28 protein-coding genes, 3 pseudogenes and 1 riboswitch are annotated in these 25,516 nt (G+C 38.4%); of the genes and pseudogenes, 1 reads left to right on the top strand and 30 read right to left on the bottom strand.

Translation table 11 applies throughout. The annotated features are described in order from the left end of the window. Positions 1-55: 55 nt before the first annotated feature. The 27 genes and pseudogenes from uppS to ABD010_RS15245 all read right to left on the bottom strand — a co-directional run bounded on the left by uppS (position 56) and on the right by ABD010_RS15245 (position 21,542). Positions 56-754 carry a polyprenyl diphosphate synthase gene (gene uppS / locus ABD010_RS15365; protein ID WP_343814995.1) on the bottom strand — a complete coding sequence of 233 codons (699 nt, stop codon included), beginning with the start codon at positions 752-754 and terminating at the stop codon, positions 56-58. A gap of 6 nt (positions 755-760) precedes the next feature. Further along, positions 761-2,242, bottom strand: a complete 1,482-nt coding sequence (locus ABD010_RS15360; protein ID WP_343814992.1) for a DUF4153 domain-containing protein — start codon at positions 2,240-2,242, stop codon at positions 761-763. Positions 2,243-2,349: 107 nt separating this feature from the next. After that, on the bottom strand, positions 2,350-2,979 hold the full coding sequence (locus tag ABD010_RS15355; protein ID WP_343814989.1) for an HAAS signaling domain-containing protein: 630 nt from the start codon (positions 2,977-2,979) through the stop codon (positions 2,350-2,352). After that, positions 2,976-3,308: a PadR family transcriptional regulator gene (locus ABD010_RS15350; protein WP_343814986.1), complete on the bottom strand. Its 333-nt coding sequence runs from the start codon at positions 3,306-3,308 to the stop codon at positions 2,976-2,978. Before ABD010_RS15350 ends, ABD010_RS15355 begins: the two co-directional genes overlap by 4 nt. Before the next feature lie 490 nt (positions 3,309-3,798). Continuing rightward, positions 3,799-4,764 (bottom strand): quinone oxidoreductase family protein, encoded by a 966-nt coding sequence (locus ABD010_RS15345; RefSeq protein WP_343814983.1) that lies wholly within the window; start codon positions 4,762-4,764, stop codon positions 3,799-3,801. Between the two features lie 580 nt (positions 4,765-5,344). Then, positions 5,345-5,833, bottom strand: a complete 489-nt coding sequence (locus tag ABD010_RS15340) for a DinB family protein (protein WP_343814980.1) — start codon at positions 5,831-5,833, stop codon at positions 5,345-5,347. Between the two features lie 422 nt (positions 5,834-6,255). Further along, complete coding sequence (locus ABD010_RS15335) at positions 6,256-6,858, bottom strand: GNAT family N-acetyltransferase (protein ID WP_343814977.1); 603 nt, start codon at positions 6,856-6,858, stop codon at positions 6,256-6,258. A gap of 72 nt (positions 6,859-6,930) precedes the next feature. Further along, on the bottom strand, positions 6,931-7,527 hold the full coding sequence (locus ABD010_RS15330; protein WP_343814974.1) for a TetR/AcrR family transcriptional regulator: 597 nt from the start codon (positions 7,525-7,527) through the stop codon (positions 6,931-6,933). Positions 7,528-7,764: 237 nt separating this feature from the next. Beyond that, entirely contained in the window at positions 7,765-8,652 is an 888-nt protein-coding gene (locus ABD010_RS15325) for a CPBP family intramembrane glutamic endopeptidase (protein WP_343814971.1), read from the bottom strand. Between the two features lie 154 nt (positions 8,653-8,806). After that, on the bottom strand, positions 8,807-9,343 hold the full coding sequence (locus ABD010_RS15320; protein WP_343814969.1) for a GNAT family N-acetyltransferase: 537 nt from the start codon (positions 9,341-9,343) through the stop codon (positions 8,807-8,809). Between the two features lie 428 nt (positions 9,344-9,771). Further along, positions 9,772-10,023, bottom strand: coding sequence for a hypothetical protein (locus tag ABD010_RS15315; protein WP_343814967.1), 252 nt, complete (start codon positions 10,021-10,023; stop codon positions 9,772-9,774). A 216-nt stretch (positions 10,024-10,239) separates the two neighbouring features. After that, a complete protein-coding gene (locus tag ABD010_RS15310; protein ID WP_343814965.1) occupies positions 10,240-10,653 on the bottom strand; it encodes a hypothetical protein in 414 nt (137 codons plus the stop codon). 146 nt (positions 10,654-10,799) lie between these two features. Next, positions 10,800-11,195 carry a VOC family protein gene (locus ABD010_RS15305; RefSeq protein ID WP_343814962.1) on the bottom strand — a complete coding sequence of 132 codons (396 nt, stop codon included), beginning with the start codon at positions 11,193-11,195 and terminating at the stop codon, positions 10,800-10,802. 49 nt (positions 11,196-11,244) lie between these two features. Then, positions 11,245-11,376, bottom strand: a pseudogene (locus tag ABD010_RS15300) (DUF6429 family protein); the annotation flags it as partial. A 261-nt stretch (positions 11,377-11,637) separates the two neighbouring features. Next, positions 11,638-11,859, bottom strand: a pseudogene (locus ABD010_RS18405) (aminoglycoside phosphotransferase family protein); the annotation flags it as partial. A gap of 351 nt (positions 11,860-12,210) precedes the next feature. Further along, the gene (locus tag ABD010_RS15295) at positions 12,211-12,678 is read right to left on the bottom strand and encodes a hypothetical protein (protein WP_343814959.1); all 468 of its coding nucleotides are present in this window, start codon (positions 12,676-12,678) and stop codon (positions 12,211-12,213) included. A gap of 395 nt (positions 12,679-13,073) precedes the next feature. Continuing rightward, positions 13,074-13,358, bottom strand: a complete 285-nt coding sequence (locus tag ABD010_RS15290; RefSeq protein ID WP_343814957.1) for a PTS sugar transporter subunit IIB — start codon at positions 13,356-13,358, stop codon at positions 13,074-13,076. After that, positions 13,355-14,689 carry a PTS galactitol transporter subunit IIC gene (locus ABD010_RS15285; protein ID WP_343814955.1) on the bottom strand — a complete coding sequence of 445 codons (1,335 nt, stop codon included), beginning with the start codon at positions 14,687-14,689 and terminating at the stop codon, positions 13,355-13,357. Before ABD010_RS15285 ends, ABD010_RS15290 begins: the two co-directional genes overlap by 4 nt. Before the next feature lie 80 nt (positions 14,690-14,769). Next, positions 14,770-15,225, bottom strand: coding sequence for a PTS sugar transporter subunit IIA (locus tag ABD010_RS15280; protein WP_343814952.1), 456 nt, complete (start codon positions 15,223-15,225; stop codon positions 14,770-14,772). Positions 15,226-15,236: 11 nt separating this feature from the next. Continuing rightward, complete coding sequence (locus tag ABD010_RS15275) at positions 15,237-16,253, bottom strand: thiazole biosynthesis adenylyltransferase ThiF (protein ID WP_343814949.1); 1,017 nt, start codon at positions 16,251-16,253, stop codon at positions 15,237-15,239. After that, positions 16,253-17,017 carry a thiazole synthase gene (locus ABD010_RS15270; RefSeq protein WP_343814946.1) on the bottom strand — a complete coding sequence of 255 codons (765 nt, stop codon included), beginning with the start codon at positions 17,015-17,017 and terminating at the stop codon, positions 16,253-16,255. The genes ABD010_RS15275 and ABD010_RS15270 overlap by 1 nt, the downstream gene beginning before the upstream one ends. A gap of 1 nt (position 17,018) precedes the next feature. Further along, positions 17,019-17,222 (bottom strand): sulfur carrier protein ThiS, encoded by a 204-nt coding sequence (gene thiS, locus ABD010_RS15265; protein WP_343814943.1) that lies wholly within the window; start codon positions 17,220-17,222, stop codon positions 17,019-17,021. Further along, a complete protein-coding gene (gene thiO / locus ABD010_RS15260) occupies positions 17,219-18,385 on the bottom strand; it encodes a glycine oxidase ThiO (RefSeq protein WP_343814940.1) in 1,167 nt (388 codons plus the stop codon). The genes thiS and thiO overlap by 4 nt, the downstream gene beginning before the upstream one ends. Positions 18,386-18,397: 12 nt before the next feature. Continuing rightward, positions 18,398-18,991 carry a thiamine phosphate synthase gene (locus tag ABD010_RS15255; RefSeq protein WP_343814938.1) on the bottom strand — a complete coding sequence of 198 codons (594 nt, stop codon included), beginning with the start codon at positions 18,989-18,991 and terminating at the stop codon, positions 18,398-18,400. A 123-nt stretch (positions 18,992-19,114) separates the two neighbouring features. Then, positions 19,115-19,225: riboswitch (TPP riboswitch) on the bottom strand. A 1,004-nt stretch (positions 19,226-20,229) separates the two neighbouring features. Then, positions 20,230-20,598 carry a hypothetical protein gene (locus ABD010_RS15250; RefSeq protein ID WP_343814936.1) on the bottom strand — a complete coding sequence of 123 codons (369 nt, stop codon included), beginning with the start codon at positions 20,596-20,598 and terminating at the stop codon, positions 20,230-20,232. A gap of 181 nt (positions 20,599-20,779) precedes the next feature. Beyond that, complete coding sequence (locus ABD010_RS18400; protein ID WP_390350824.1) at positions 20,780-21,169, bottom strand: UPF0715 family protein; 390 nt, start codon at positions 21,167-21,169, stop codon at positions 20,780-20,782. A gap of 139 nt (positions 21,170-21,308) precedes the next feature. After that, entirely contained in the window at positions 21,309-21,542 is a 234-nt protein-coding gene (locus ABD010_RS15245; RefSeq protein ID WP_343814934.1) for a DUF3951 domain-containing protein, read from the bottom strand. A gap of 697 nt (positions 21,543-22,239) precedes the next feature. Between ABD010_RS15245 and ABD010_RS15240 the strand changes: the two genes are divergently transcribed. Next, positions 22,240-23,301 (top strand): GerAB/ArcD/ProY family transporter, encoded by a 1,062-nt coding sequence (locus ABD010_RS15240; protein ID WP_343814932.1) that lies wholly within the window; start codon positions 22,240-22,242, stop codon positions 23,299-23,301. A 139-nt stretch (positions 23,302-23,440) separates the two neighbouring features. Here the strand turns inward: ABD010_RS15240 and ABD010_RS15235 are convergent, their stop codons facing one another. The 3 genes and pseudogenes from ABD010_RS15235 to ABD010_RS15225 all read right to left on the bottom strand — a co-directional run. Continuing rightward, positions 23,441-23,686 carry a hypothetical protein gene (locus tag ABD010_RS15235; RefSeq protein WP_343814931.1) on the bottom strand — a complete coding sequence of 82 codons (246 nt, stop codon included), beginning with the start codon at positions 23,684-23,686 and terminating at the stop codon, positions 23,441-23,443. Between the two features lie 14 nt (positions 23,687-23,700). After that, positions 23,701-24,501: an ExeA family protein gene (locus ABD010_RS15230; protein WP_343814929.1), complete on the bottom strand. Its 801-nt coding sequence runs from the start codon at positions 24,499-24,501 to the stop codon at positions 23,701-23,703. Next, positions 24,494-25,444, bottom strand: a pseudogene (locus ABD010_RS15225) (transposase); the annotation flags it as partial. The pseudogene ABD010_RS15225 and the gene ABD010_RS15230, both read right to left, overlap by 8 nt. Positions 25,445-25,516: the final 72 nt, after the last annotated feature.

The following is a 25,516-nucleotide window of genomic DNA, read 5'->3' as shown; positions in this document are numbered from 1 at the left end:
TTCAAATTGTTTTGGCTGTCATACCCACTCACTTCCCGATACTTACTGTATTTACTCACCCGCTCAAATAACTGTTCACCTGCTGCTGACCAATTGCTTCGGCAAACATTTCCCCTGTGAAATCGGGAAAATATGCATCTGAGAAATACAGATCCGATTCAGCAGACTGCCAGAGCAGGAAATTGCTTATCCGCTTCTCCCCGCCTGTTCGGATGATTATGTTGGGTGATGGCAGGTTCCCTGTGTACAAATATTGCTGTATTTTTTCTTCGGTTATATCATTCTTGCTGATTTTCCCATTTCGAACTTCCTCAATCAGATTCTTAGCGGCATGCACAATATCACCCCTGCCACCATAATTAAAAGCAAAATTGACGATAATGCCGGTGTTATTTTCTGTACGGGAAACCGCTTTTGCCAGCACCTTCCGGGTTTTATCAGGAAGTGGAGATGTGTTTCCGGAGATCCTGATTTGAATATTTCTCTTCATAAATTCAGGGAGTTTTTTATTAAAAAATCTTACTGGCAAATCCATCAGATAATTAACCTCATCAGACGGTCTGGACCAGTTTTCCGAGGAAAAGGCATACAGTGTCAGGACCTTAACACCACATACAATACCAGCATCAATAATCTCTTCCATACGCTTTGATCCTGCATAATGGCCTTCACTTCGGCTCAGACGTCTTTTTTTACCCCATCTGCCATTTCCATCCATTATGATTGCCACATGGTCAGGACTGCTTTGATACATTCGACCTCATCCTCCTTCATATTTATCCAGTTCCAGACTGATTAACCGCTCACGCACTTCCTGCTTTGTAAAATTAAACGATTGCCAGTCATCCAGTGGATTATTCCTCATCGTCTGCTGGCGGAAATACAACACCCGTTCAAGCTCCGGATAATCCGGATTCATTTTGTACAATTCTATTAATCCCTCAACACCTGTGTATGAAAGCGAATTAAGATAATGAATATCAATCTTACCGGTCTTTTCGTAACGATCCAGATTCTCATCTACGATTAGCTGTTCAATATGCATAACATTCAGTACTGAATAGAACACTAAACCCGCAATCAGATAAAAATGCAAAAGTGCCAGTCGCTCAATCCAAACACGAATAAATGTATAAGTAAAAACCACAATCAGGAAAATCATGAATGCATGTGCTAAAATCCGGTCCATGGTAAATCCATATGCAGCCTCATACATACTTAATCGCTGATATGCGGACACCAGCATCACTCCGCTGACGATAATCAACAGCGAATACATCAGTTTAAGCACCAGCTTTAATCTTGCTCCCTGTTCACGCACAAGCTTCAGACAGCAAATCAAAATCGTCCAGTTGATTAATGTGACGATTACCAGTTCAAAAAACCCGCGTCTTGCATATTCCGCATAAGTAAAACCCTCCTGGAGCCCATCACCGAAAAAGTAGGTAAATTGGATGACGGTAAAAAGGGCGTAAACCGCATTAAGCAGTACCAGAATTGTCACTGCAGTAACCCCGTTCCAGCTGATGGTTTCTTTCACCTCATCTATTTTTTTCTGAGCGGGCATCCGTTGGTTAACCCGCAGTACTTGTAAAAAGCCAAAAAATAAAAATGTTAATACCAATACAGCCACTATCCGGAAAACCACTTCTAAGTTTAATTCAAACAAATACTGTGGCAGGCCAAGCACTACCTCCTGAAAGACAGCATCCGCGGACATTAACAACATGGTTATCAAGCCAAGAAGAGGGAGTCCAAGAAGAACGCCGAGAAGCACCCGCTTCACTGTTTGTGATGTGGATTTACTCATATTTCGAAACAGCTGATTAAATAATCTGTTGCAAAATCGGGTACTATAGGCAATGCCCTGCCCAATTTTGGCTGCTATTCGTACCAGAAATATGGGTTTACCCCATTTCAGATTGCCGGGACTTGTAATCAAGAACACGTGAAACAGCACAAGAAATGGGATAACCACAATATTCAGCAGGTAAAAAAGCGCATTGTCATACAATAAATAACTCGCTGCCAGAAGCCAGATACACCCCATTATTAAGAGGCCGATCCTCCGGTGATTGAACCCTTGTCTAAACCGCACAAACACCACCAGATAGAACCCTGTGAGAAAAACCAAATACGAAACACCTATCCGGGCATGAAAAAAGCTGATTTCTGCAAGTATGCCAAGCCCAAGACAACTAAGCATAATCAGCCATTCATTTTTTTTAACTACGGTATCCATCTAACAGCCACTCCTTACCATGTCATTCTATATACAAAGTAATTCTATGTAGATATGCAAAAAACCTCTACTCAAACAGGACCGATTCCCGCCGGATAATCAGTCCCTTATACAGACGCTCTTCTTCCCCAGCGAAAACCCGCCAGACATACAGGATAGAGGAATCCGGTAAAAACAATACAAACAATAATGAACGGAAAGCTGAGCAATGGATCAAACCATTCATGCGGCACTATTTTAAACAAAACCAAGTACATAAACAATAAATTCGGTACGATCGAGATGAGGAACGTGCGCCGTAAAAGCTTTCTCCCGCCGGCACCAAATTCCTTTCCAATCTCATAGCCAAGCAATCCCCAGAACATAATATAGCCTGCCATTATAATAAATGGAATCGTTGTAAGTCTGGTCCACAGCGTCTCTACCCATCCCCAGTTAAAGTAGTTATAGATTAGGGTAAGTGCGATCCCCCCGGCAAAAATACCAATATTCAACAAAATAAATAGCAATTGCACCCTGCCCGGAGTAACTGTTTCTTTGCGCCATTGACGGGCTATTTCCCGCGGTGAGCCTATCCGCTGTATGAGTTCATCATATATTTTTTCCGGATCAATCGATTCCTCGTATAGCAGCTCTTCAACATGCAGGCGGTAATCCTCCATGATTTTATTTTTATCCGGATGATTTCCAAGTAATGTCTCAAGCCTTGAGAGGAACTTTTCAACCTGGTCGGTCACGATTCATTTCCCCGGATTAGATTGTTCATAACCTGAACATAACGATGCCATTCACTGGTTCGCTCCCCGAGAATTTCCTTACCTTGCTCCGTAATGTGGTAGTATTTCCTAGCTGGCCCTTTTTCCGGATTCTGCCAGTAAAACACAATATATTCCTGCTTCTCCAGTTTGTGAAGTGCTGGATACAGGGTCCCTTCCTTAATTTGGAAATTGTGGTCACTACGTTGATCCATCTCTTTCACTAGTTCATATCCATACATATCCCGTTCGTTAAGCAACTGCAAAATTAAAAGGGATGTGCTCCCTTTAATAAGTTCCCGGTTGAACATGTCTTTCACCTACCTAGAATTATTAGGTATCTTTACTGTAACCATTAAAATGAGATTTGTAAAGTACTTTCATTTTTACCGCACCAAAAATTTTATAGAATCTTACTAATGATAGAACGAATTGTGCCCGTTTGATGAACAGTTATCTGGCAAAAAAATTGTTTACTGAAAACCTTTTAGTAGTATGGTTTTTTACATTTTGGTGAACCATCGGAATTACTCATTAATTTAGTGTCACTTATTTTCACTACTCGGTATAAAAAGTTACTGAAATCGAATTTTATGTAAACGTCTAATTCAATGTGGCCCATATACATAGGAAAGGCGCCTCCTATTCCAGATAGGCGCCATATAATAACCAATATATTTTTGGCACACTCTTTTTTTCATTTGAATAAACGAAACTGCCCCCGCCTAACGCGTAATACAAAATGGGCGTTTTCTTTATGTAGCGCTATAATTGAGTATCACCGAGTTAGCGCCATAAAGTTTAACGGACCTTCAGACAAAGTTTCCCTAAATAATGGTTATTCAGTTTAATATGAGCCTCATGACAATCTTCAAGGGAAAATGATCGATCTACATTGACTGTTATTTGATTTAAATCAATGTAACGATTGAGTCTTTGTATTATTTCTGAATCTGGATCCCCATTGTACCCAATAGACATAATGTCTGTTCCCACCTGTGGTACTGGGTCTATCCCATTTGGGAAAGCAATGCGACCGTCCTTGTGAACACATTCAATTGCTTTTTGAGTAGATTCGCCACCAGCAGTGAAAAGTGCAGCATCAAATCCTTCTGGTGCAAACGAATGAGCTTCTAATAAAAGATTATCTTCTCGACCATCTATTACGACATCAATACCTAGTCCCTTAACCATAGAGACACCATCTTGACCAGAGGCCACCGCAAAAACTCGAGCCCCCATACTTTTTGCTAATTGTACGGCTAAGTGTCCTACTCCACCACTAGCACCGAAGATCATTACAGATTCACTTTGTTTGATCTTCAACACATCCTCAAGTCCTCGCAAAGCTGTTAGACCAACTCCGGAAATCGAGCTAGCTTTCTGAAGTGTTAAATGATCTGATAATGGAGATACATAATTCGAATTTAGAGCAACATATTCTGCATAAAAACCGCCTTTTGCATTGAGAAATCCAACACCGCACACTTTGTCCCCGATAGTAAACTCACTAACTTTTTCTCCAACAGCAACAACAGTACCAGCGCCTTCAGAACCTAATACATAGGGAAAAACAGACTCTAATCCGAGCATTTCTGCATATCCGCCTTCTCGTTCAAAGACATCCCATTCTCCCAACCCAGCACAATCAACTTGTATAAGCACATCATTAGATCCAATCGCAGGGACAGAGATATTCTGTAATACAAGCTCTTCAGCATCCCCGAATCTCTGAAGTACGGCAGCTTTCATTTCACCATCATTCATTTCATACACCCCTTTATACAGTATGTCTTAAGTATATCAGAACAAATGTTCCTGTAAAGTGGTTAATAACTGTTAACGAATAGATCCTATATATTCAGTAATCTGGCCAAATAATGCGATATTGACACTAATTCTTATTGGAGATAAGCGCCCTTTACTGCTTTTCACGTTTGTACACAAGGCTTTCCAGAAGCTTTAAACGGTCTTTCTTTTCCTGCTTACTCAGCTTACCTGTTAATACGATTATATTTTTAGCAAATCCTTCAAATGACTTCTCCAATTAATGCACATGTTCAATCCGCTCTGTCAATATAATTGGATACGCATTATTCTCAAGTTCCTTTAATACATCATTGAATATCATTTTGTTCCGTTTTTCATTACACCGATAATATTGCGATTGTTATCCTAATTATTCTCATTGGTTTTATACTTATCCCTTAGTCTTGAAAAAATACTCCTATTTATTACACCCCTCTGTTAAACGTTTTTCCTGTTAAATCAATAAGCCTTCAAAAATATTGTGTTATGCGGTTAAAGCGCACTATGAAGGAATAACTGTAAAGCTAAAGAGGCTTTTTTAGAAGCTGCGTTTCCCTGGCCAAGCTCCTTGCATTTTACTTAGGAATACAATTTGCCCAATATGATATGCGTCGTGCATTGCTAAACTTTTCAGTTCAAGCACTAATGGATTGTCATCAGGAATCGGTCTATACAAATCTTCTATATCTGATTTCGCTAGTATTTTTTCAAGTTCACGATGAACAGAAAAGTATTCTTGTTTTGTTTCCTTCCAATTTCGAAAGGTCTCAGTTGGTAATCGATATGTAGCGTCATTATTTTCTGCCTTTGGTTCATTTTCTGTTTCACCAAGAAAGCGTAACAGAATTCTCTTTTCAAAGAAAAGCAAATGACAAACTAATTCCCAAATGGAATGTGCCCCCTCAACTGGTTTCCAAATTGCCTGTTCCAAAGTAATATTCTCTAGTACTTTTTCAAGTGGCGGAAACCAGTCTTCTTCATCTAAGCAACTTGCCCATTGTTGTAACAAAAGTGTCCTTACATCCATTTTCTATTCCCTCCAATTTAATCCCTTTAATAAATAATCCCTTTGGTCAAAAATCATTTGCGGCGTGTTGTTCCGGCATAACTACAAACCATCTAATTACCTTCCGATGAAAATAAACTGTTTGATGCAAAAAAAGAACAGGTATAAATACTACTTCGACAACCCTTAGAAGAATCCTGCTTATTCCGCAAAATGACCCTAAACAGAAAAAAGAGCGCCTACCCTTTATTCAGAGATAGCGCCCGATCGTATTGCTTAAACCTGTCAAATTGCTTTACTGGTCTTTTTTATTAAATCTGGGCTTACTAAAAAACGCTGCAAGAAATATGAATGATAAGGAAAGTAAAATTCCCGTAGCCCCTTTACCAAAATAAGCAAAAAAAGAAATACTGATTAAATGCCATATTTAAATTCTTTCCTATTTACTTATTGGAGACATACAATTCCATATAAATTCTATGCTTAAATCCTTTTATCTTTGAAAAACTTTCCTTTTTTCGCTTGAACTCTTTAAAACCCAATTTTGTATATATTCGATAAGCAACCTCATTTGTATCCACAACTTCCAGAAAATACCGATGATAATCCTCCTTCTCCAAGACGTAACTCACAAGAGCAGTTGAAACCCCTTTACCTCTCGATTTAACTGCAGTGGCAACACATTCAATATAACCTGTGTCATCTTGGCATGCCAATTTTTTATTAAACTCATCTTTCATAAAATGATAAGCTATACTCCCTTTCACATAGCCAAAGTAGTCTCTCAAAATTGTCTTATCAATTGCCAATGCTCGATTCTGGTTATTGGAACAAGCCAAAATCCCAACAAGTTCTCCTTCTAAAGTGGCAAAATAAAAAACATCTGGACAAATCATTTTCTGAAACGCTTCAATTAACTTTTCTCGATTGTTTGAGAGAAACGCTAAGTTTTTCTCGTATCCATTAACAAAAACGGCTGCTACCTCATGAGATACAACTCTTTTAAACCCTTTCATTGGCCTTACTCTAATTTCATAGCTTTCCATTTAACTTCCCCCTGATATTAAACTGACCGTACAGTTTATAAACTTGTGTTTAAAAACCCCTTGAGTAGGGGTTTACTTTTTAGATATCCCATTCAAAAAAACATCAATCGCATTTTCGTAAAGAAGATAAAACTTTTCCTCATCGTAACCAAGGAATTGTGTAACACTCATACCAGTGAGTGTACTATAAAGAATATAAGCTAAATCATCAACCGTTTTATTACTTACAAACTCTTTATCACGTATGCCTTCCTCGATGATCTGATAAAATACATCATATTCAGGCTGAAGTAGATTGATAATCTTTTCTTTCACCATATCTTCGATGTTCTCCATGCCCATATACTCTGGAACGGTTTTAGACAGTGGATTTTGCATATCCGAAGCATAGTATTGGGCGAGCAAGTATAATTTCTCTGTAGCAGTTATAACTTGATTAGCTTGAGCTTCCCATTCTTGCATCCAGGATTTATTGGCTGTTTCAACAGTGTATAAAAATAATTCTTCTTTGCTTTTAAAGTGATAATAAATGCTGCCTTTGCTAATTTCTGTGAATTCACGGATTTCTTCCATGGAAGTAGCAGCATAACCCTTTTGTTCAAAAAGAACTTTGGCTTTTTCTGCAATGTGTTTTTTCGTTTTTTCGCCTTGGCCAACAGGTCTCGCCATAGTGATTACCTCATCATTCTTGTTTTATATTAATAAACTGACCGATCGTTTTATTAATTATAATTTATGAACCTTAAAATTGCAACTTCATTTAAAGATTATCCTTCTAAACCTTTCATTATTTTAGCAGGTGCAACCTGGCCTGTTTCCGCCAAGTCAAGACGCCTATCCTTATTCCAGATAGGGGCCCTATAATGCAATAACGGTTACTAACCTTCCTTTTTGAACTAAGCACATTTAATTGAATAGAATCTCAAGTAGTTGCTGTGGATGCGCATTTATTAATCCATGGACAATAATAATCACCCACACACTGCGATAACGTGCCCACAAATACCCCAAAAATAGTCCTACGATTCCATGGTTTGTAATAACCGTTGCCATATCAACATTCCATTGACCAGATCCATGTACCGCAATATGCCAGCTCGCCCATAAGAGTGATGTAAGAAGAATTGCCGGCCAAGTACCTAGTATTAATTCCAGACGTGTTTGCAACCAAACTCTATAAAAGAGCTCTTCGAGTAGACTATTAATAAGAAAACCTACGAGTAAAGTGACGATTAACATCGCTGGATCAGTTATACCCATTGAAACAAAGGGTGTAGAAAATACCGAAAAGAAGTTAAGGTAAACCCATATTATAATGACAATAAACGGCCAATACCATTTAATACTCACTGTTGATTTTATAGGTTTTGATTGCTGTTGTTTGGGGTTACTTCGATAAAACAAAAAAAGTATTAGTGGAGTGAACAATAATAAAGTTATTTTGGATATCATAAACCACAATTGGAACGCCATACCTTGAAAGTTCACAAAGAGAAGGCCAATCGTGAAAAGAGATCCACACAAGATTAAGACAACGATTTGGATTATGATACTCTTTGGATCAAAATGTTGAAGGGGATTGTATTTATTACGTTGAAACGGTAAGAATCGGATGAGGAGTATACCGACAATTATAGGTATCCACTTGTTCCAAAGGGGCATTGTTCCCTTATGATCCCCACTATAACGTATATTTGTTTCCCCAATCCATATTAGCCAAAGGGATGATAGTAAAATGACAAGAATACTTATAACGCCAATTAGCTTCCCTGTTCTGGGAAAATAACTATTCATAAATACCCGACCTTTCATCCCATTATTGCGTTCCAGATACAGAAGAATTGTGTTTTTTACTCAAATATTATTTAAATGGACTTTTGTTACACCACAATCTGGCCAAACAAATCAAGGAAACTTATTCGGTTCTTGCGCCCGATAATGGAAAACCTTATTCAAAAAAAACACTTGGATACTCTATTACACCAGAAACATTATTAAGAGAAGCTTCCTGTAATTCAATAGCCATTAATGCTTCTTCAGGCACTTCAAATGGTGCTTTAATTTGCCATTGAGATGACTTCCTAAAACCAAATTTCGGATAATAATCCGGATGACCTAGCACAATAACAGACTGAAATCCAAGTTTCTTTGCCTTTTCTAATGCCTTTTGTATTAAGGTCCTACCTATACCTTTATTTTGACAATCAGGTAAAACAGAAACAGGTGCAAGCGCCAATGAATCTGCCTTTTGATTGCCATCATTAATTAAAATATTAGATAAAAGTATATGTCCTAATATCTTATCATTATCCTTACTAACAGCCACTAGCGATAACTCGGGAATGAATGCTTCTGATTGCCTGATTCGCGAAACTAACTTATGCTCATTTTGATCACTTTGTTCTGCAGAAGCAAATGCAATTTCTACAACCTTCTCAGTTAATACATAGTCACTTTTTTGTTCTTGTCTAATAATAAAATTCATATACAAACTCCCAACTGCAGAATAAGGCCCTACAATGACAATTGTAACGCACATCTTATTCCAGAACAGCGCCCGATTACGGAACAATGAAATATCCTTTTTATGTTCACCTTATATAAAAAAGGACGCATTTATTTAGTTTTTGCGTCCTATTGTTATAAATTAAATTTATTCTGACTTGAATGCTTGAAGTATTCTATATAACAGATGTCTCGCTTTTCAGTAGACAATAAACTTATCAATGATGATTTTATAACTGCCTTTCCATTCAACACCTTTTACTGGAATACTTGTACCAAGAAGAGAGATTTTTTCTTGAATATTTTTGAGCAAGCGTTTTTAATATTCTGCAGTCTCAACTGTGTATAATGCTGGCTACGTATATTGCGAAAACCTTCTAATGCTTGCTCGGCCCATTCCAACTTCATTTATAGTTCTCCCTGATCAATCATTTCAACTACTTCCTCTGTTGTGTAGGTTTTGCCGTTCAATATATCCGTTTTCGCTTGAAGCAATTTTTGTTTTAATTCTGGATCAGCTTCCACATCGTTAGCGACCGTTGTTTCCGGTTTCTCCATTACAGAAAGGTAGTACTCTTTTCCTTCAATTTCAACAACCGGATCATCGTCAGAAATGATTTCTTTCATCACTTCTGCCATTTGACCTTCAATCTTCCTCATTTTAACCCTCCTCGAGGATATTCTGAATGAACCCTATACTTATTATACAACATTTGAAGTGGAATATCGATATGGTAAAGATATATCTTGAATATTGGTCCTACAATGGGAATTTGGAAGCAGCACTTTATTCCGGAAGTGCGCCCGATGATTGAAGATTGGGTTTCCTGTAATCCTGCAATTATTATACATAACCTACCATTCGATTTTACGACACTATTTACTTTTTAATTCATCTAATAATTGATACCCATCAGATGGCATACCCGCATATGCACCGAGCCAAGTTGGATATTTCATAGGGATAATTGTCCAAAAAAATTGGAAGAAATTATATATCGCTAACCATAGAGCAATGCTTTTTAAAAGTCCATATTCATGACCCGAAAATAAGAATAAAATCAACATAACAAAAAAGACAAGCGTTACCAATGGACCTCCCGACATGAAAACAATCCATTGAACTTTTGTGTATTCCTCTGCATTTCTTATATAGGAACAAAATCCCACAAACCCCCAACTTAAATGAAAGTGGATCCTGCCTATTCGAAAGGTTTCTTTGTTTGAATCAGTTAAATCGCCTAAATACACTTTTGCCACTTCATCTTTGGTAGTAAGTAATAGCCCCAAAGCGTGACCTAATTCATGTAGAAGTACACTTAAAGGCCCTCCAATGTAAAGGAGAATGATAAAAAATAGACAAAAAGCAAAAATACTTATAAGATCAACCCTTCCTATAAATCGTATTATCCAAAAAGTACGCCCTCGTTGAACTGTTAGGGTGCTACGAGTTCCACTTTCATTCTGTCCGGATCTTCAAAGAAAACGGCGTAATGATCATCTCCTCCAGCAAATGGATGCTGATTAGCATAAAGAATAGTAATCCCTTTATCTTTTAATTTTCTAGTCATATCATCAACGTGCTGGCGTGATTCTGCGTGAAATGCTAAATGATTTAGACCTACTCGACATCTATGATATGAAACGTCCAGGAACCGTTCTTCTGTTTGAACAAATACGATGTAAGTATCCGCCATTTTAAAACTTTTTCCACGATCCCATTCCTGAAAAGGGCTGTATCCCATTTCTTCCAGAAACCATCCCCAAAAATCTATTGACCTTTTTAAATCGGAAACATATAGCTCAATATGGTGAAGTAATCCTTTTGACAAGAAATAGCCCTCCCACTTTATTCTGTTAAACTGCCTTTATTTTTCACGTCTAATCCATAATATTATATTTTTTCATTAGTTCTTGAGCTTGTTTAATTCCATCCTCAGTTAGATGGACAGATTTTGCCCGTTTGCTTCCAACAATGTAATTATTATCGTTCAATTCGTTCAATGACTCAAAAGGATATCCTTTTCAACTTCTCTGGGCTTCTCCTAAACCGTAATCATCTGGAAACGAAGTTAAATACAATAGAAGTAATGTAAGTTCGTCAATTTGATCTTTCATATTAAAAACGCCCTTCCCTTCCCTTTACTTTTACATCTATTATAGATGAAGAAGCTATATAGAAAAAGCTAACTCCCACAAAAGTATTATAGCAGGATTAAGTCGCGGAGTTACTTTTTAAGCGCGCCCTTTTAACGGAAGATGGAGTTTCAAACGTCAACAGTACCGATCTACAATCGCCAAAAGTTGATTCCTATTTTCCAATGATACATTTTCTGCTAATCTTGCACCTGCAATAATTGGAGCCCAACTGAGGACATCGCCTTTTGATACTCCACTCATTTCACAATAGCAATTTAAATACATTTCAGCCAATTCCACTGATGATTGACAATAGAGCAGGTACGTCCTGTACACACCGGCACAAACATTACCGGAGCAAGTTCTCATTAAATAATTTAATGACCTTGTCGCCACAAAGAAATATCTTTGCTGTATTCCCTGTTGCTATATGGTTATTCAAAGTCATATCTTCCCCCCTTAATCAACAATCTGGCCTTTTCGGTAGAATCGGACACCAATACTTGTTCCAGAAAGGCGCCGATTGCTTAATAGAGATTAATCCTTACCTAAAGAAAAACCATCAAATAAACGTCCACCATATGGATACAATATTTCATCAACCAACTTGATAACTTCATTTTTGGAACCACTTTTATAAAATATATCAAAGGCTTCAACAAACTGCTCTACGAAATTTATGTCATAATCTCTTAATGAACGTATTATTCATTTAGAGGAACCAATCCACTTATTATTTGTTCTTAATACAAATTCACTGACAACTTCAGCAAGTGTATTAGCAATAAAAATTTCTTCTGCTCTATTATTACAACCAATAAAATCATCAAGAATGTCCGTAATTAAGTATCGTTTCGTATTTATTATCTCAGTTGACCATTTTTCTGGACCTTTCGAAAATAATTCTTTTGCTTCACATTTGATTGAATCAATTATCCCATCACCTTTTAGAATTATACCTTCTGATACCATTCGAGGCAGTGATGGTCTACCTCGATTATAATCGCTTTCAAAATAGTGTTGATAAGATTTTAAGTTATGTGCAAACACTTCTATCTGCCAATCATAAGCAATAAACGACTCTCTAAAGTGGCGAACGCCCAAGTTAAAAGAAGTATTCCAGCAATAACAACCATTGTTACCTGATAGGTTACACTTGGAAAGGTGGCCTGCCACCCTCCACCTGGTAATGGTTCGAGTGGAAGAGCTATAATATTGTATAGGCCTAACAGCATTAATACTGAAAAACTTCCAGATTGTATAATTTTCCAGAGCTTGTCGTTCAAACAAATCATTCCTTTTTATCATTCCAAATAACAAATTAACCAGGTAATAGTAAATTTGTAAATTATAAACTACAAAAATAGATCAATACAACAAATATAACTTTAATGCGTAAAAGCCTTTTGTCTATTCATCTATATGCCCTTATATACCATATTGACGGCATTCCTTATTAGTGAATAGCGCTTCTATTGCGGAAGAATGAAAATCAATCAATTTTTACACAAGTACATCATTTTTGATTCCAAAATCTGATGGGTTTTACCAATAATTATACAGAGGTTAAGCTAATCACCTATCTTCCTCAAAACTTTATCATAAACTTCCTCTGCATCGATCCCGGTTAACAATGGTACGGCATCAACAACATCAACATTCACGCCATTTGGAACGATAGTTGTCGATATAATAAATTTATAGTCTTCCTGATTATGGATGGCGTCGTTTATTTTGCCTTGATGAAGTTCCACCTCCCCGGAAAATCCTCCTTTTTCCAGTATATCGTGTATTTTTTCCATAACAACAGTTGATGTAGCAACACCTGTACCGCAAATGACCAACACTTTTTTCATGTCTTGTTCCCTCTTTTCTTCAATTTATTCACATACAGCAATCCGCTCAGTGCGATTATGCCGAGCAATCCGATTCCAAACCAGTTCAGCATTTTTCCAAGTGCAACGAATACCCCTGTTGTCCATACAGCGCCATCAACGAGAGCGGAAATACTTGAGTTGCTTCCCATATCGAAATCTGCGTTCGTGGCCATTTCGGTAAACAGCGGGGAAATCCATGTGGCTATGTACAGCCCGACACTCATGTAAATTGTTGCTGCAATCACTGTACGGATAATATTCCCTTTGAACACAGGAACCATCAGGCATACTAAAAATGGAATGGCTGCCAGGTCACCGAATGGGAGGACACGATTCCCCGGCAAAACAACTGCCAGCACCAATGTGATGGGTACCATTAACAGTGACGCTGACAACACAGCCGGATGCCCCACCACTATTGCACTGTCCATTCCGATATACAGGTCACGTCCAGGGAATTTTTTCCTAATCATTTCTCCTGCTGCCTCGGAAATTGGATTCAATCCCTCCATTAAAAGGGAAACCATTTTCGGGAGTAAAACCATCACCGCCCCTGTTTGTATAGCCAGCTGCAATGTTTCCTGGAAGGAATAGTTTGCCAGTACCCCAATGATAAGTCCAAGTATGACACCAACGACGGTTGTATCACCCAATATACCAAATCGTTTTTGTATGGTTTCGGGATCTGCTTCCACCTTATTCAATCCAGGAACCCGGTCAACAACTGCATTTAATGGTTTGGCTAAAAAGTAGGATGGTGCGGATGTAGCGTGTGGAAATGTCATCTGTTTATAGCCAAAATAGGATTCGATATCAGGGGCTACCATGTCACCCAGCCAAAAAATGATCAACACATGAACCGCTATCGTAAAAAGCCCTAAAGCAAAATCATCTGTTAATGCAAATACGAGTGAGCCTGTAAAAGCACAATGCCAATAATTCCAAATATCAACGTTCAATGTTTTGGTAAGACCGAAAATCAGTAATATAGAATTGATTCCGATGCCAACTGGAATGGCAAGACTGCCGAGTGCAGTTCCATAAGAAATTGCAGCAACAGCTGGCCACCCGACATCAATGGTATGTAAATCAAAGCCGAAGTGGTCAACCATCGATTTTGCTGCCGGTCCCAATGTGGTGGTCAATAGATTTAGAACCAAATTTATACCAACAAAACCGATTCCGACAAGGAGCCCTGATCGGATTGCCTTTTTTACCTTTGTACCAAGAAGTAGTGCAAAAAGAAAAATAATGATTGGGAGCATGACGCTCGCTCCCAAATCAACAAACCATTGTAAAATTTTCACCATCAGCTCCCCCAAAAACAAACCTTTTTCTGTATCATTTAGATTGCTACCGAAAAATACTTTAATAGCCGAATCCCAGCCATTCACTTAACACCAGATCGGACCAGCCGAGTTAAAGTACTTTTCTTCCCATCCCAGTTGGTTAATGCGTCGATAAATTGATCATCCTGCAGACTGTTGAACAATTTTTCCAATAATGTCAAGTGGCGTCCTGATTCCAGGATTGCTGGCATAAAAACGAAGGATACGTCCACTTGTTCATGAGAATCTCCCATTTGCCGGAAAACAACCGGATGTTTCAAAGCCCCAATCAGAAGTTTACTTTGGAAAACATATTCCGGGCATGTATGTGGAATAGCAACTCCAAAAGGTTTAACTGGTAATCCGGTAGGCAGTTTCCCTTCCCTTTCGATGACTTTTTCCGGAAAATTGGTGGTTACCAGCTGTAGATTTACCAAGTAGTCTCCCATGTACTTCAGTGCTTCTTTATCCGTCGATGCGTTAAGTTTCATTACTTCAATTTCTGAGCTGTTCATCATTTGCCCACCTTTTAGCCAAAATAACGATTATACAACGTTTTTGCGTGAACAACATCATTCGTTCCATGCACGAGTACACGTCCATCTTGAAAGAGAACCAGCCGATTGCCGTCGGTTGTAAACGATAAAAGGAACGGGTTTTGCTCGACGTTTCCAATTTTGGATAAGTTAAATGCGAGGTTTTCCCAATCACGGTTCCCTTGTTTTTTTGGCCGAATTTGGACCGTATCTCTGCCACACAGGACTGCGGCTTTTGTCTGGTTTTCATATGCCAGAAACGGATATGTCGGCCTTTCACCACAAGTCCGACAATCCTTATTTTTCAGTTTTTCCACATTTATGGAAGTATGCTGATTGGTCCATAAATCAAACGAAACGAGCTTGTTGCGTAGTGCATTCTCATTCTTTGTCAACAGTTTCAATGCCTCCACTGACTGATAGGCTGTGACCATCTGTACCACGGGGCTGATTATTCCGTTCGTATCACATGTCATCCCGCCAACCGGAACCTGCCGCATCAAGCAGTGCAGACATGGTGTAACTCCAGGGATAATTGTGTAACTAATTCCATAACTGCTGACACAGGAGCCATAAATCCATGGAACCTTATACTTATGTGCAATATCATTCATCATCATCCGGATATCGAAATTGTCTGTTGCATCGATAATTAAGTCGATCCCATCGCAAATACGCTCTAACTCTTGCGGTGTTACGTCCATTATTTGTGCATCAATGGAAACGTCACTGTTCACCTGCTTCAGCCTTCTTTTTGCTGCGACTGCTTTTGGAATTCGTTCGCGTGCATCGTTTTCGGTATACAGCTGCTGGCGCTGCAGATTGCTCCATTCCACATAATCACGATCCACTATAGTTAGCTTTCCAATTCCTGCACGTGTTAACATTTCGGCATTCCCGGTTCCGAGTGCGCCTGCACCGACAATCAGTACATGTTTTTCTTTTAACAGCTGCTGCCCCGTTTCACCAATGCCCGGAAATAGGATTTGTCTGGAATACCGTTCGACCATTAAACACTGATTCCTTCCATCGGACTGCTTGCTGTTGCATAGCGCTTTTTTGCAATCCGTCCCGCTTCATAACCGAGGCGGCCTGCTTTTATGGCATATTTCATCGCTTCCGCCATCTTGACTGGATCGTCGGCGGCAGAAACAGCTGTATTCAATAGTACTCCGCTAGCACCAAGTTCCATGGCTATTGCCGCATCTTTAGGGGACCCAATACCTGCATCAACAATGACAGGTACATTCGCCTGTTCAATAATCAAACTTAATTGAAACTGGTTGAGAATCCCCTGGCCCGATCCAATTGGCGATGCACCAGGCATAATGGCATGTGCTCCGAGTTCTTCAAGCTTTCGCGCCAGGACAAGGTCATCGGACGTATATGGCAATACCGTAAAGCCTTCCTTCAGCAATTCTTCTGTTGCCTTTAACGTTTCCACCGGATCGGGCAGTAGTGTTTTGTCACAACCGATCGCCTCGACTTTAATCATGTCGCAAAGGCCGGATGCTTTGGCTAATCTTGCTGTTCGTATCGCTTCTTCCGCTGTTTTCGCACCTGCAGTATTCGGTAATAAATGGTACTTTTTAGCATCCAATTTTTCCAGAAAATTTGGATGTGATGGCTCGAAAATATTCATTCTTCTAACTGAAAATGTTAATACATCCGTTTCTGACACATCCACAGCTTTCTTTTGCATGTCAAAATCCGGATATTTTCCTGTACCTAACAGTAATCGTGACTTTAGATTTTTTTCTCCAATTGTCAACATTTCAACCGCCTCCTACAAATTGTACTAATTCAATTTTATCGCCGTCTGCTAAAGTGCATTTCGAATAAATCGACTGGTCGATTATTTCCCCGTTATGCTCAACAATCACAACCTTATTGTCGATATGATAATGGTCCATGACATCTGTTATGGTAAACACACTTTCATCCAACTGAACATCATTGCCATTGATGACAAGTTTCATGTAGACCCCCCCTTTTGCGTCAACATCCGGTCAGTACGGAAAACACTATCAATCTCGCTACCTCCCATTAAGTCAGCCATAAGCAGGCCTGTGATTGGAGCCAGCAAAATCCCATTTCGGTAATGGCCGGCAGCAAGGCTTAGCCTTCCCAATCGCGGGTGCCTTCCCAAATATGGCAAACCGTCACCTGTTTGCGGCCGGACTCCAGCCCACGCTTTTTCCCATTTGGTTTCCTTTAATGCTGGGATAATAGATACGGCATCTTCCATTAGACGTGACAGACTATTAAGACTGACCGTTTCATCAAATGTATGCGGCTTTTGGGTAGCCCCAATGATTATTTGCCCACCGACTTTTGGGACAATATAGCAGCTTGTTGAAAAAATACTGGACGTGATAAGTTGGCCATGATGACGGACGGAAAAACATTCCCCTTTTACAGGATAAGAATCCAGCTTCAATCCTGTGTTATTAAGAAGTTGTTCGGACCATGCACCTGCCGCCACAATAACTTCATCCGCAAAAATGGTCTCTGTACCGGTTTTCACACCGACAACGCAATTGTATTCGATTACAAGACCTTGTACAGCTGTATATTCCATTACTTTTGTCCCCAGTACCGCGGCGGCCTGTGCATATGCTTTGGTTAGAAGCGGCGGATTTACCTGACCATCTTCCGGCATCCATAAGCCACCAGACAGGTTTTCGGAAAGTGCCTGCTCCTGCTGCACGATTTTTTCCGGGGTAAGCCATTGTGCAACCTCGCTAGTAGATTTGGAGACTGTAACTTGATGGTGATCTACCTTGTGCAGTTTTCGCTGAAATGCAGCGATATCCTTAAATTCAGCAGCTTCCTCGTTAGTCCGTGCAATTTTCAAAATACCACTTTGGAGAAGTTCGATATCGATACCGGTCAATGATCGGAGTTCCTCAGCCAAGCCAGGAAACATCGCCCTGCTTTCTTTTGCAATTGGAAACAGCGGATTATTTTTTTCTAACTCTGCCTGGGCTCCCAGCATGCCTGCCGCTGCCCCTGAAGCTTTTCCTCCCAGAGAATCTTTTTCAACAATCAGTACACGATAATCACGTTTACTCAACTGAAATGCAATAGAACAGCCAATAACTCCCCCGCCGATAATAATGACATCATAATGCTGTTTCATCGTTTCCCTCCCTTAATCAAGCGATTTTACATCTAAAGTTTTTCGGTATTTTTGGGCAGCTTTAACTGGATCATCTGACAGTAAAATACCTGACAATACCGCTACTCCTGTTGCACCTTTTTCAACCACAACCGGAGTATTTTTAGGCGTTATCCCGCCAATCGCAATCACTGGTGTCTCTGTATTCTGAGCAACATTTTTCAAACTGCTCAAGCCCCTGGGTTTCAGCCCCGGCTTCGATTGCGTTTCGAAAATATGACCATAAAGCAAAAAATCAGCACCATGCCCATCCGCGTAAACTGCTCCCTCCAAAGAATGCACTGAGCAGCCAATATACAGTGAACCATACGCTTTTCGCACCATTCCCACATCCGCAGTGTGTGTCAGCTGGACACCATGTGTATGCATGCTCTGTGCAACTTCTATACGACTGTTAATCATTATTTTTTCAAGGGGAATCCCTTTAGAAATAAGCAGCTGTATTGTTGCAACCATTTCCTGATTCATCCAGCGCTTTTCCCTTAGATGAAAAAAGTCAACATACGGATGTATTTTTTCAAGAATCCAAGCCAGTGTTCCCGGCGACTGTTTACCCGTGGAAATCACATGAAGTTCTGCTATATCAATTCACCCTTTTTTATAAGAAATAGAGATAAAATAAAAAACCACTCCCCTAAAAATAAGGAAGTGGTTTGAACGACCGTAAATATTTTGAAAAACAAATAAACAGCATCCGTCCCACCACTTCCCTTCGCCGGTATCAACCGTATCAAGTTCAAAGAGTCCCAAAGTCATTCACTCTGATCTCAGCCTTTCATAAAGGCACCCCTAGTGGTCTGTAAAAATATTCAATTATTGAATACTACGCTAATATAGATCACGGAAAAAGTCAACATATTAATTTATCTGTTGGTACATCGGAGTTATTCAATGAGCGCGCCCGTTAACGGAACAGTTATCCATACTATTATACCTAACAGAAAACAAACATTTGACAACATACCATATCGTTCTTTATTCATTTTCTTGACCCCTTACCTCATATTAATGCTTTACTGACCCGATTCAGGCACAGTGCTTATTTAGCAACTGCACCCGTCAATGGAAGACTTATGCTATTTCCTAAGCCACAACTCCCCAAAAATAATAAAAAGAATAGCTACCACTAAAATTGTCCAAATATACCAATCCGGAACCCATAAATATGACAATGGACTCCCTCCATTTGTATTTCAGTTTTTATTAAGCTTATTCACTTTAATGTTCATTCTTTTTCTTATGCTTATTCCAATCGTATGGTGTTTTTGACCAGTCCCAAAAACAATATCCTAAATATGTGGTAACAAAAATCATAATGTTCAGTAGCCAATCAATTTGATCTTTAGAAAATATATCATCAGCCATAAATGCAACAAAAAATACTAAAGCTGGTATGATTGCATTTTTATTTTTAAATATATTATTTCCTCCAACATTCTATTATGTATATAGCCTCCCATCATGCGGCTGGAAAGGCAAATGGTTGTTCCATGATTAGTGCATATCAATTTCGTTTATTAGTTGGTATTACTTATTCTTTAATTCTGCTATGTCTTTTCCTAACCATTTACGAATACAATCTTTATCTTTAATAATCAATGTTGATAAAATCGCACCAATATAAGCTGCTACACCACCAGCGAGTATAAATAATATAGATTACTGGAATAATGATACCTGTCGTTGTGTCCATTACGGGAACTAAAACCAAGGAGCGTAACTTTTATCATGAAACGATATAGCGCACTTAATTATCCAGCAATTATAGGCTTTAAGATATGCCTTTTTTTAAAAATTACAGCTAATTAGTTTTGGCTTTTATTGTTAAAAGCTTGTTTTTTCCTTTCACTACGCTCGATCTCAATCTTATCACTTAATTCGGGATAAAGCTTATTAAATGATTTTACCATCTTTGTGGTTTTTCTAAATGCATATTTTTTTACCTCACCGAATGGAATCCATATGTCTCTATCCCGAATCTGTTCATATATTGATTCAATTACCTCATCACGATAGGGTGGGGGAAGTTTCCCATTTATACGTCTTTCCTTCATTTTTTTATGGTAAAGTTTATAAAGCTCTTCCGTGATCCAATTCTTTTGTCTTTCCTTCAGTTGCGAAAAACGTTTATTGGTTTGAAGGAGCTTTCCGTTTACATTTATATGATTTTTCATGAAAACCATCTTTCTTTGGATATGATTATTTTTTGCTATATATTGTCTTACTTGATTGGAAATGAAAAAGGTTCTGCGACAGCTTCTTAAATGCACCAAGTTAATTGCTAGGTTAGCATATTAACATTCCCAATATATTTGTAAACTTCTTTATTCCGTTAAAGCGCCGTTAATGGCAATTTCATTCAACATTATTCCTGGACGTAATTATTGAATCCCATGTCCAAAAAAACAATGCTGAAATAAACGCATACAAATAAAATGCCGAATTTGCATAAAATGGTTCGTAATTATTATAGACCCCGTAAATTGGTATATATACGATTAAAGATCCTAATAGATATGCTACAAAATATATAATATTGAACTTACGAGAATCGAGGTATTTATTCAACAACAATTGGATTGGTAAAGCAAATAAACCATATGACACTCCAAACACTAGTCCAAAAAAGAAAACAATGTATATTGCATCAAGCGAAAAACTGAACGGAAAAGACTCCATCAATAAATAAAATACCGACATAGATAACCCTGATAAAAGTATTAATGTCAAACGTCTTTTTAGCATAAAACAACCTCTCTTATTCAGGAATGGCACCTGTTTATGGAACAGTTTTAGTTTAGTATTCAAGAAGATTGTTTGTTGCTTTTCCTATGGTATTTTAACTTCTTACGTCCTCATTTAATTCATAGAAAGGTGTTTATAATCATTGAGGGTATTTGATATTTTTGTCTTTATCATCACCGTTTTCATCTTCATCTTCTTGTTCTTCCTGCTGCACTTCTTCGTGGAATTCCTTGTCTTGTCCATACGCTGCTTCCAATGGGGTATAATAACTTCTCGGAATTTTACCTGTAATAGCAATTTTACAGGCAATAAAAATCATTAGTGTAAGTACAGTTGCCAACGAGATGACAAGAAAAATTGGTAAAATAAACATTGGATCCCTGCCTTCGATTAAAAGTAACCGATTTTTTGTGGAATAGAAGTAGAAAGATAAAGTTCTCTTTGCTTAATAACAATTATTTCAAAAAGTATCTGTTCTTTTTATAAGCGCTTATTCTATACATTAGCCCTTAAACTTGATACCGATTATTTCAAATTCCAGGGATTAAATCAATTTTTTAAAAAATGGCACTTACCTTACTTGTGACAAGTGCCCGTTTATTTAGGAGTATTGGAATCTCCTTTTCTTGATACTGCGATTAACCATTACCAATCCATTAGGAAGAAAAAGCAGTGATAAAAAGGATAAATGAGAAACCCATTTCAAAGAAAGATACAACAGAGGTACAAAATATTACAAAAGTAAAAAGGTCGATGTTAGGAGTTCTTTCTTTTCTTTTGGTATTGTTGTCCCATTCTTTTTGTCTCTAAGTATTAGATATACTCCAACAATAGTTCCTACACAACATAACCCAATCCAAAATTCATATGTTAGACTAATTCGAACATCACACCTTTTTTTATTAGGTAATCCTGTTTGTTAGCTTAAGTACATTTCTTCACATACCATAAATTCTAACATATATATCCCATTCATTTCCTAATAATCTTCCTCAAAATAGCCCTACAATGTCCTAATAATATTTAAGTTATATGGAAAGTTAAAAGAAACAATGCAAAGGAGTAACATAATGAAAAGCTTCGATTATGGGGATGACAAAATAAGCAATGGTGAAATTATGATTGCTGTGCCCTCCTATATAATTAGCATAGGGATCCTAACATTGCCAAGAGAACTGGCAAATGTAATGGGGTCTTCAGATGGATGGGTAGCACTGGTTGCAGGTGGCATAATTTCTGTTATAGTGTTGTGGTTGCTAGCTAAGATTATGCTGGGATTTCATAACCAATCATTGTTGACATATATATATGTTCTCCCAAAGCCGATATCCGTTATTATCTTGTCTTTGTTTGCTGTCATATGGATAGGTGTTACAGCATTTGAAGTTCGTAGTATCGCGCATGTGACAAAACAATATTTGTTTGATCGGACACCTATTGAGGTGATTGCACTTTTATTTCTCCTTGTTGTTGTTTATGCTGTTTCGGGATCCAGAGCAGGATTATTTCGTTTAAATATGCTGTTCTTACCGATTATTCTTTTTATTGCTTTCGCTGTTTTTGTATTGAATTTAGGACATTTTGAAGGAAATCAGTTGCTTCCAATGTTCGAAACAGACATACAAGGCTATTTAAAAGGAATAGAAACGAGTATATATAGTTATGTCGGATTTGTCATTGTCTTATTTTATACGGGGTTAGTGGACAATCCCCGAAAAACGCCTAAAATGGTGGCAATTGGGGCTTGTATACCTGCAGTGATATACATAATGATTTTTATTCTATCTATAGGTGTATTTGGGCATGCAGTAACATCTGAGCTGCACTATCCGACAATGGAATTGGCTAAGAACACAGAAATCCCGGGGGGCTTTTTTAATCGATTTGAGTTACTCTTTTTTCTTATCTGGACAATGGCCATCTTTAATACAACTTCGATGGCATTAGATATCGTTGTACTTTCACTCAATTCTATCTTTAAGCATACAAACAAATTCAAAATAATCCTCATATTATCACCGATTGTATTTAGTACAAGTATGTTTCCACGAGACATATTTGAGGTGGAATCGTATGGATCCATTCTTTTTAAAATATCATTAATTTACAGTTTGTTCGTTCCATTCTTGTAAATCACCGCTTTATCCCAGCACCTGTTCATCAAATTAATTCAGTCAAAAATCTGGGATAATTCGATTTTCCGGTCACTTTATTTCAGATTTGAACATCTTTATGCAATTTTATTCAGCTGAATATACAAGAAGATCCCCCTTAAAAAGGGAGATCAAAATCCTCAAGTAAATCCAATGGGTGAACCCGTACCTTATATACCTCAAATATATTGAGGTCAAAGAGTACTTCTTGATCAAGCAGCACGTTCCAATGGTCATTTTTTAACAGATGCGCTCGAAAATATCGATTTTTAATACGTAGTTCAATGCCCATTCCTGCTTGTACCACATATGCCTGCTGACCAATCCATATTTTCCATTCCTGTTCCATTACGTTAAAAATCATAATCCCTCGCCGCATTATAGACCGCTTTCCTCAACAGCCATTTGGACAATTTCCTCATCAATTTGCTCTTTTTTTAATTGTGCCCCATACAGTAGAGAATTAATGGTCAATGTGTTAACAACACGCGGCCATCCTTGTGAACGTAGCGCAATGGCTTCAAGGGCAGATGCTGTAAATATGGGCATGTTGGCCCCAGCTAGTTTTAAATGATGCTCTACATAAGCATAAACATCATCTTTATTTAAAGGCTGCAATTGATAGCGCATAACGATTCGCTGCGCTAACGGTCGATGATGATTCAGATTCAATTTTGTTTTTAAATGTGGTAAACCAGCCAATATAAGGATAAACGGATTCGATGAATCCATCTGGAAATTAAATAGAATCGCTAAATCCTGTAAAAAGGCATCTTTTGCCATATGCATTTCATCTAAAATAAAAACGGGTGTCACCTTCCGTTCTTGTTCCATTCGTTCAATGCCTTGTTGAATTTGACGGAATAAATCTATCTTGCGAAACTTTGGTTCTTCTCCCAAGCCGTAGGCTAACCCTCGATAAAAATCCATCACTCCTCCGGTGGACAGTGGAAAATAGACCACATGATACAAGGCGGGGTTAAGGGAATCTTTAAAGGATCGCAAGGTAAATGTCTTACCGGCGCCAGGATCACCGATAACTAAACCAATCCTCTTGGATCTTTGTAAATATTCAAGACCGTTCAATGCTTCCTGATAGCCTGTAGAACGGAATGCGTCTGTTGGCGGCATATCTTTCGAAAAAGGTTCTTTTGCTAATGAATAATAGGTTTTATACATGATCTGAATCCTCCTGTTGATGGGAAGACGGAGAAACGGCGAATGGTGATGGTCCCCGTTTGACATGAGCGTTATCATGCATGGTAACTGGGCTAGCTTCAGCTATCCTTTCGCCGTCCTCAAAAACATACACAGCCTGTTCATCCAATCGAACCTCGATTTTCTGCCCGATATACTTAGATGGCACCTCGTATAACCTTTTTTCTAATGTTATGGTTCCATCCAGCTTCACTTTACGCTCCGCGCGTTTTAAAAAGATCGTGTCCAAAATGGACAAATCCTCCATAAACGTGATATGATTTAATTGAGATTGGAATAGTTGATGAGGTGTTTTACCATCTAGCGAGGCATGCTTTTTACGATGGTAATCCACCTCCAACCATTCCCAAAATCGTTCATTTAATTCCTCCAAGGAATGTACGGGATTGGCCTTTAATAACGGATAAAACCGCGTTTGTATCGTTTTGAACAGCCTTTCTATTTTGCCTTTCGCTTTGGGATCGTATGGTTGCGTATGGGCTAATGTTATTCCCAATTGGGCACATGCATGTTGAAGCGTTTCTGAACGATAGATTTTACCATTATCTGCGTAAATAATGCTTGGTTTTCCACGCCGTATCAATGCTTCCCTTGTGACCTCCCGCAACCCATCAAACTTCTCCGAAGTAAAAAACTGTGCGTAAGGAACGATCCTAGTACAGTCATCAATATAAGCAATCAAAAAGGTTTTCTTCATTTTTCCATTTATTGATATATATGGACCATGGGATAAATCTGCCTGCCACAATACATTCACCTTATCGTACGCAAAGCGTTTTCGTTCTTTTTCCGGATGAAAACTTATATGATGCTTACCAGCCAAATTATGTTTTTTCAATAATCGATTGATGGTGGCATAGGAGACTTCGTGTTTTTGTATCTCCCCTTGTTTAGTTAGTTGTTCTGGTCTTATGTCAAGAATTCGGACAAGTTAAATGTAGAAATTTCTTAGCTTAGCGATTTAACGAAGTCCACC

The organism is Virgibacillus siamensis (assembly GCF_039522605.1).
GTDB classification, from domain to species: Bacteria; Bacillota; Bacilli; order Bacillales; family Amphibacillaceae; genus Lentibacillus; species Lentibacillus siamensis.
The sequence above is the reverse complement of the archived record's forward strand: the minus strand, read 5'-3'. Positions and strand labels throughout refer to the sequence as shown.

Excerpts from the sequence above, each read along its gene's own strand:
- ABD010_RS15325 (WP_343814971.1), bottom strand. The coding sequence starts at position 8,652 with ATGAATAGTTATTTTCCCAGAACAGGGAAGCTAATTGGCGTTATAAGT.
- ABD010_RS15290 (WP_343814957.1), bottom strand. The coding sequence starts at position 13,358 with ATGAAAAAAGTGTTGGTCATTTGCGGTACAGGTGTTGCTACATCAACT.
- ABD010_RS15275 (WP_343814949.1), bottom strand. The coding sequence starts at position 16,253 with ATGGTCGAACGGTATTCCAGACAAATCCTATTTCCGGGCATTGGTGAA.
- ABD010_RS15280 (WP_343814952.1), bottom strand. The coding sequence starts at position 15,225 with ATGATGAACAGCTCAGAAATTGAAGTAATGAAACTTAACGCATCGACG.
- uppS (WP_343814995.1), bottom strand. The coding sequence starts at position 754 with ATGTATCAAAGCAGTCCTGACCATGTGGCAATCATAATGGATGGAAAT.
- ABD010_RS15285 (WP_343814955.1), bottom strand. The coding sequence starts at position 14,689 with ATGGTGAAAATTTTACAATGGTTTGTTGATTTGGGAGCGAGCGTCATG.
- ABD010_RS15350 (WP_343814986.1), bottom strand. The coding sequence starts at position 3,308 with ATGTTCAACCGGGAACTTATTAAAGGGAGCACATCCCTTTTAATTTTG.
- ABD010_RS15360 (WP_343814992.1), bottom strand. The coding sequence starts at position 2,242 with ATGGATACCGTAGTTAAAAAAAATGAATGGCTGATTATGCTTAGTTGT.
- ABD010_RS15250 (WP_343814936.1), bottom strand. The coding sequence starts at position 20,598 with ATGAAAAATCATATAAATGTAAACGGAAAGCTCCTTCAAACCAATAAA.
- ABD010_RS15240 (WP_343814932.1), top strand. The coding sequence starts at position 22,240 with ATGAAAAGCTTCGATTATGGGGATGACAAAATAAGCAATGGTGAAATT.
- ABD010_RS15270 (WP_343814946.1), bottom strand. The coding sequence starts at position 17,017 with ATGTTGACAATTGGAGAAAAAAATCTAAAGTCACGATTACTGTTAGGT.
- ABD010_RS15330 (WP_343814974.1), bottom strand. The coding sequence starts at position 7,527 with ATGGCGAGACCTGTTGGCCAAGGCGAAAAAACGAAAAAACACATTGCA.
- ABD010_RS18400 (WP_390350824.1), bottom strand. The coding sequence starts at position 21,169 with ATGCTAAAAAGACGTTTGACATTAATACTTTTATCAGGGTTATCTATG.
- ABD010_RS15235 (WP_343814931.1), bottom strand. The coding sequence starts at position 23,686 with ATGATTTTTAACGTAATGGAACAGGAATGGAAAATATGGATTGGTCAG.
- ABD010_RS15245 (WP_343814934.1), bottom strand. The coding sequence starts at position 21,542 with ATGTTTATTTTACCAATTTTTCTTGTCATCTCGTTGGCAACTGTACTT.
- ABD010_RS15340 (WP_343814980.1), bottom strand. The coding sequence starts at position 5,833 with ATGGATGTAAGGACACTTTTGTTACAACAATGGGCAAGTTGCTTAGAT.
- ABD010_RS15335 (WP_343814977.1), bottom strand. The coding sequence starts at position 6,858 with ATGGAAAGCTATGAAATTAGAGTAAGGCCAATGAAAGGGTTTAAAAGA.
- thiO (WP_343814940.1), bottom strand. The coding sequence starts at position 18,385 with ATGAAACAGCATTATGATGTCATTATTATCGGCGGGGGAGTTATTGGC.
- thiS (WP_343814943.1), bottom strand. The coding sequence starts at position 17,222 with ATGAAACTTGTCATCAATGGCAATGATGTTCAGTTGGATGAAAGTGTG.
- ABD010_RS15320 (WP_343814969.1), bottom strand. The coding sequence starts at position 9,343 with ATGAATTTTATTATTAGACAAGAACAAAAAAGTGACTATGTATTAACT.
- ABD010_RS15315 (WP_343814967.1), bottom strand. The coding sequence starts at position 10,023 with ATGAGGAAGATTGAAGGTCAAATGGCAGAAGTGATGAAAGAAATCATT.
- ABD010_RS15230 (WP_343814929.1), bottom strand. The coding sequence starts at position 24,501 with ATGTATAAAACCTATTATTCATTAGCAAAAGAACCTTTTTCGAAAGAT.
- ABD010_RS15345 (WP_343814983.1), bottom strand. The coding sequence starts at position 4,764 with ATGAATGATGGTGAAATGAAAGCTGCCGTACTTCAGAGATTCGGGGAT.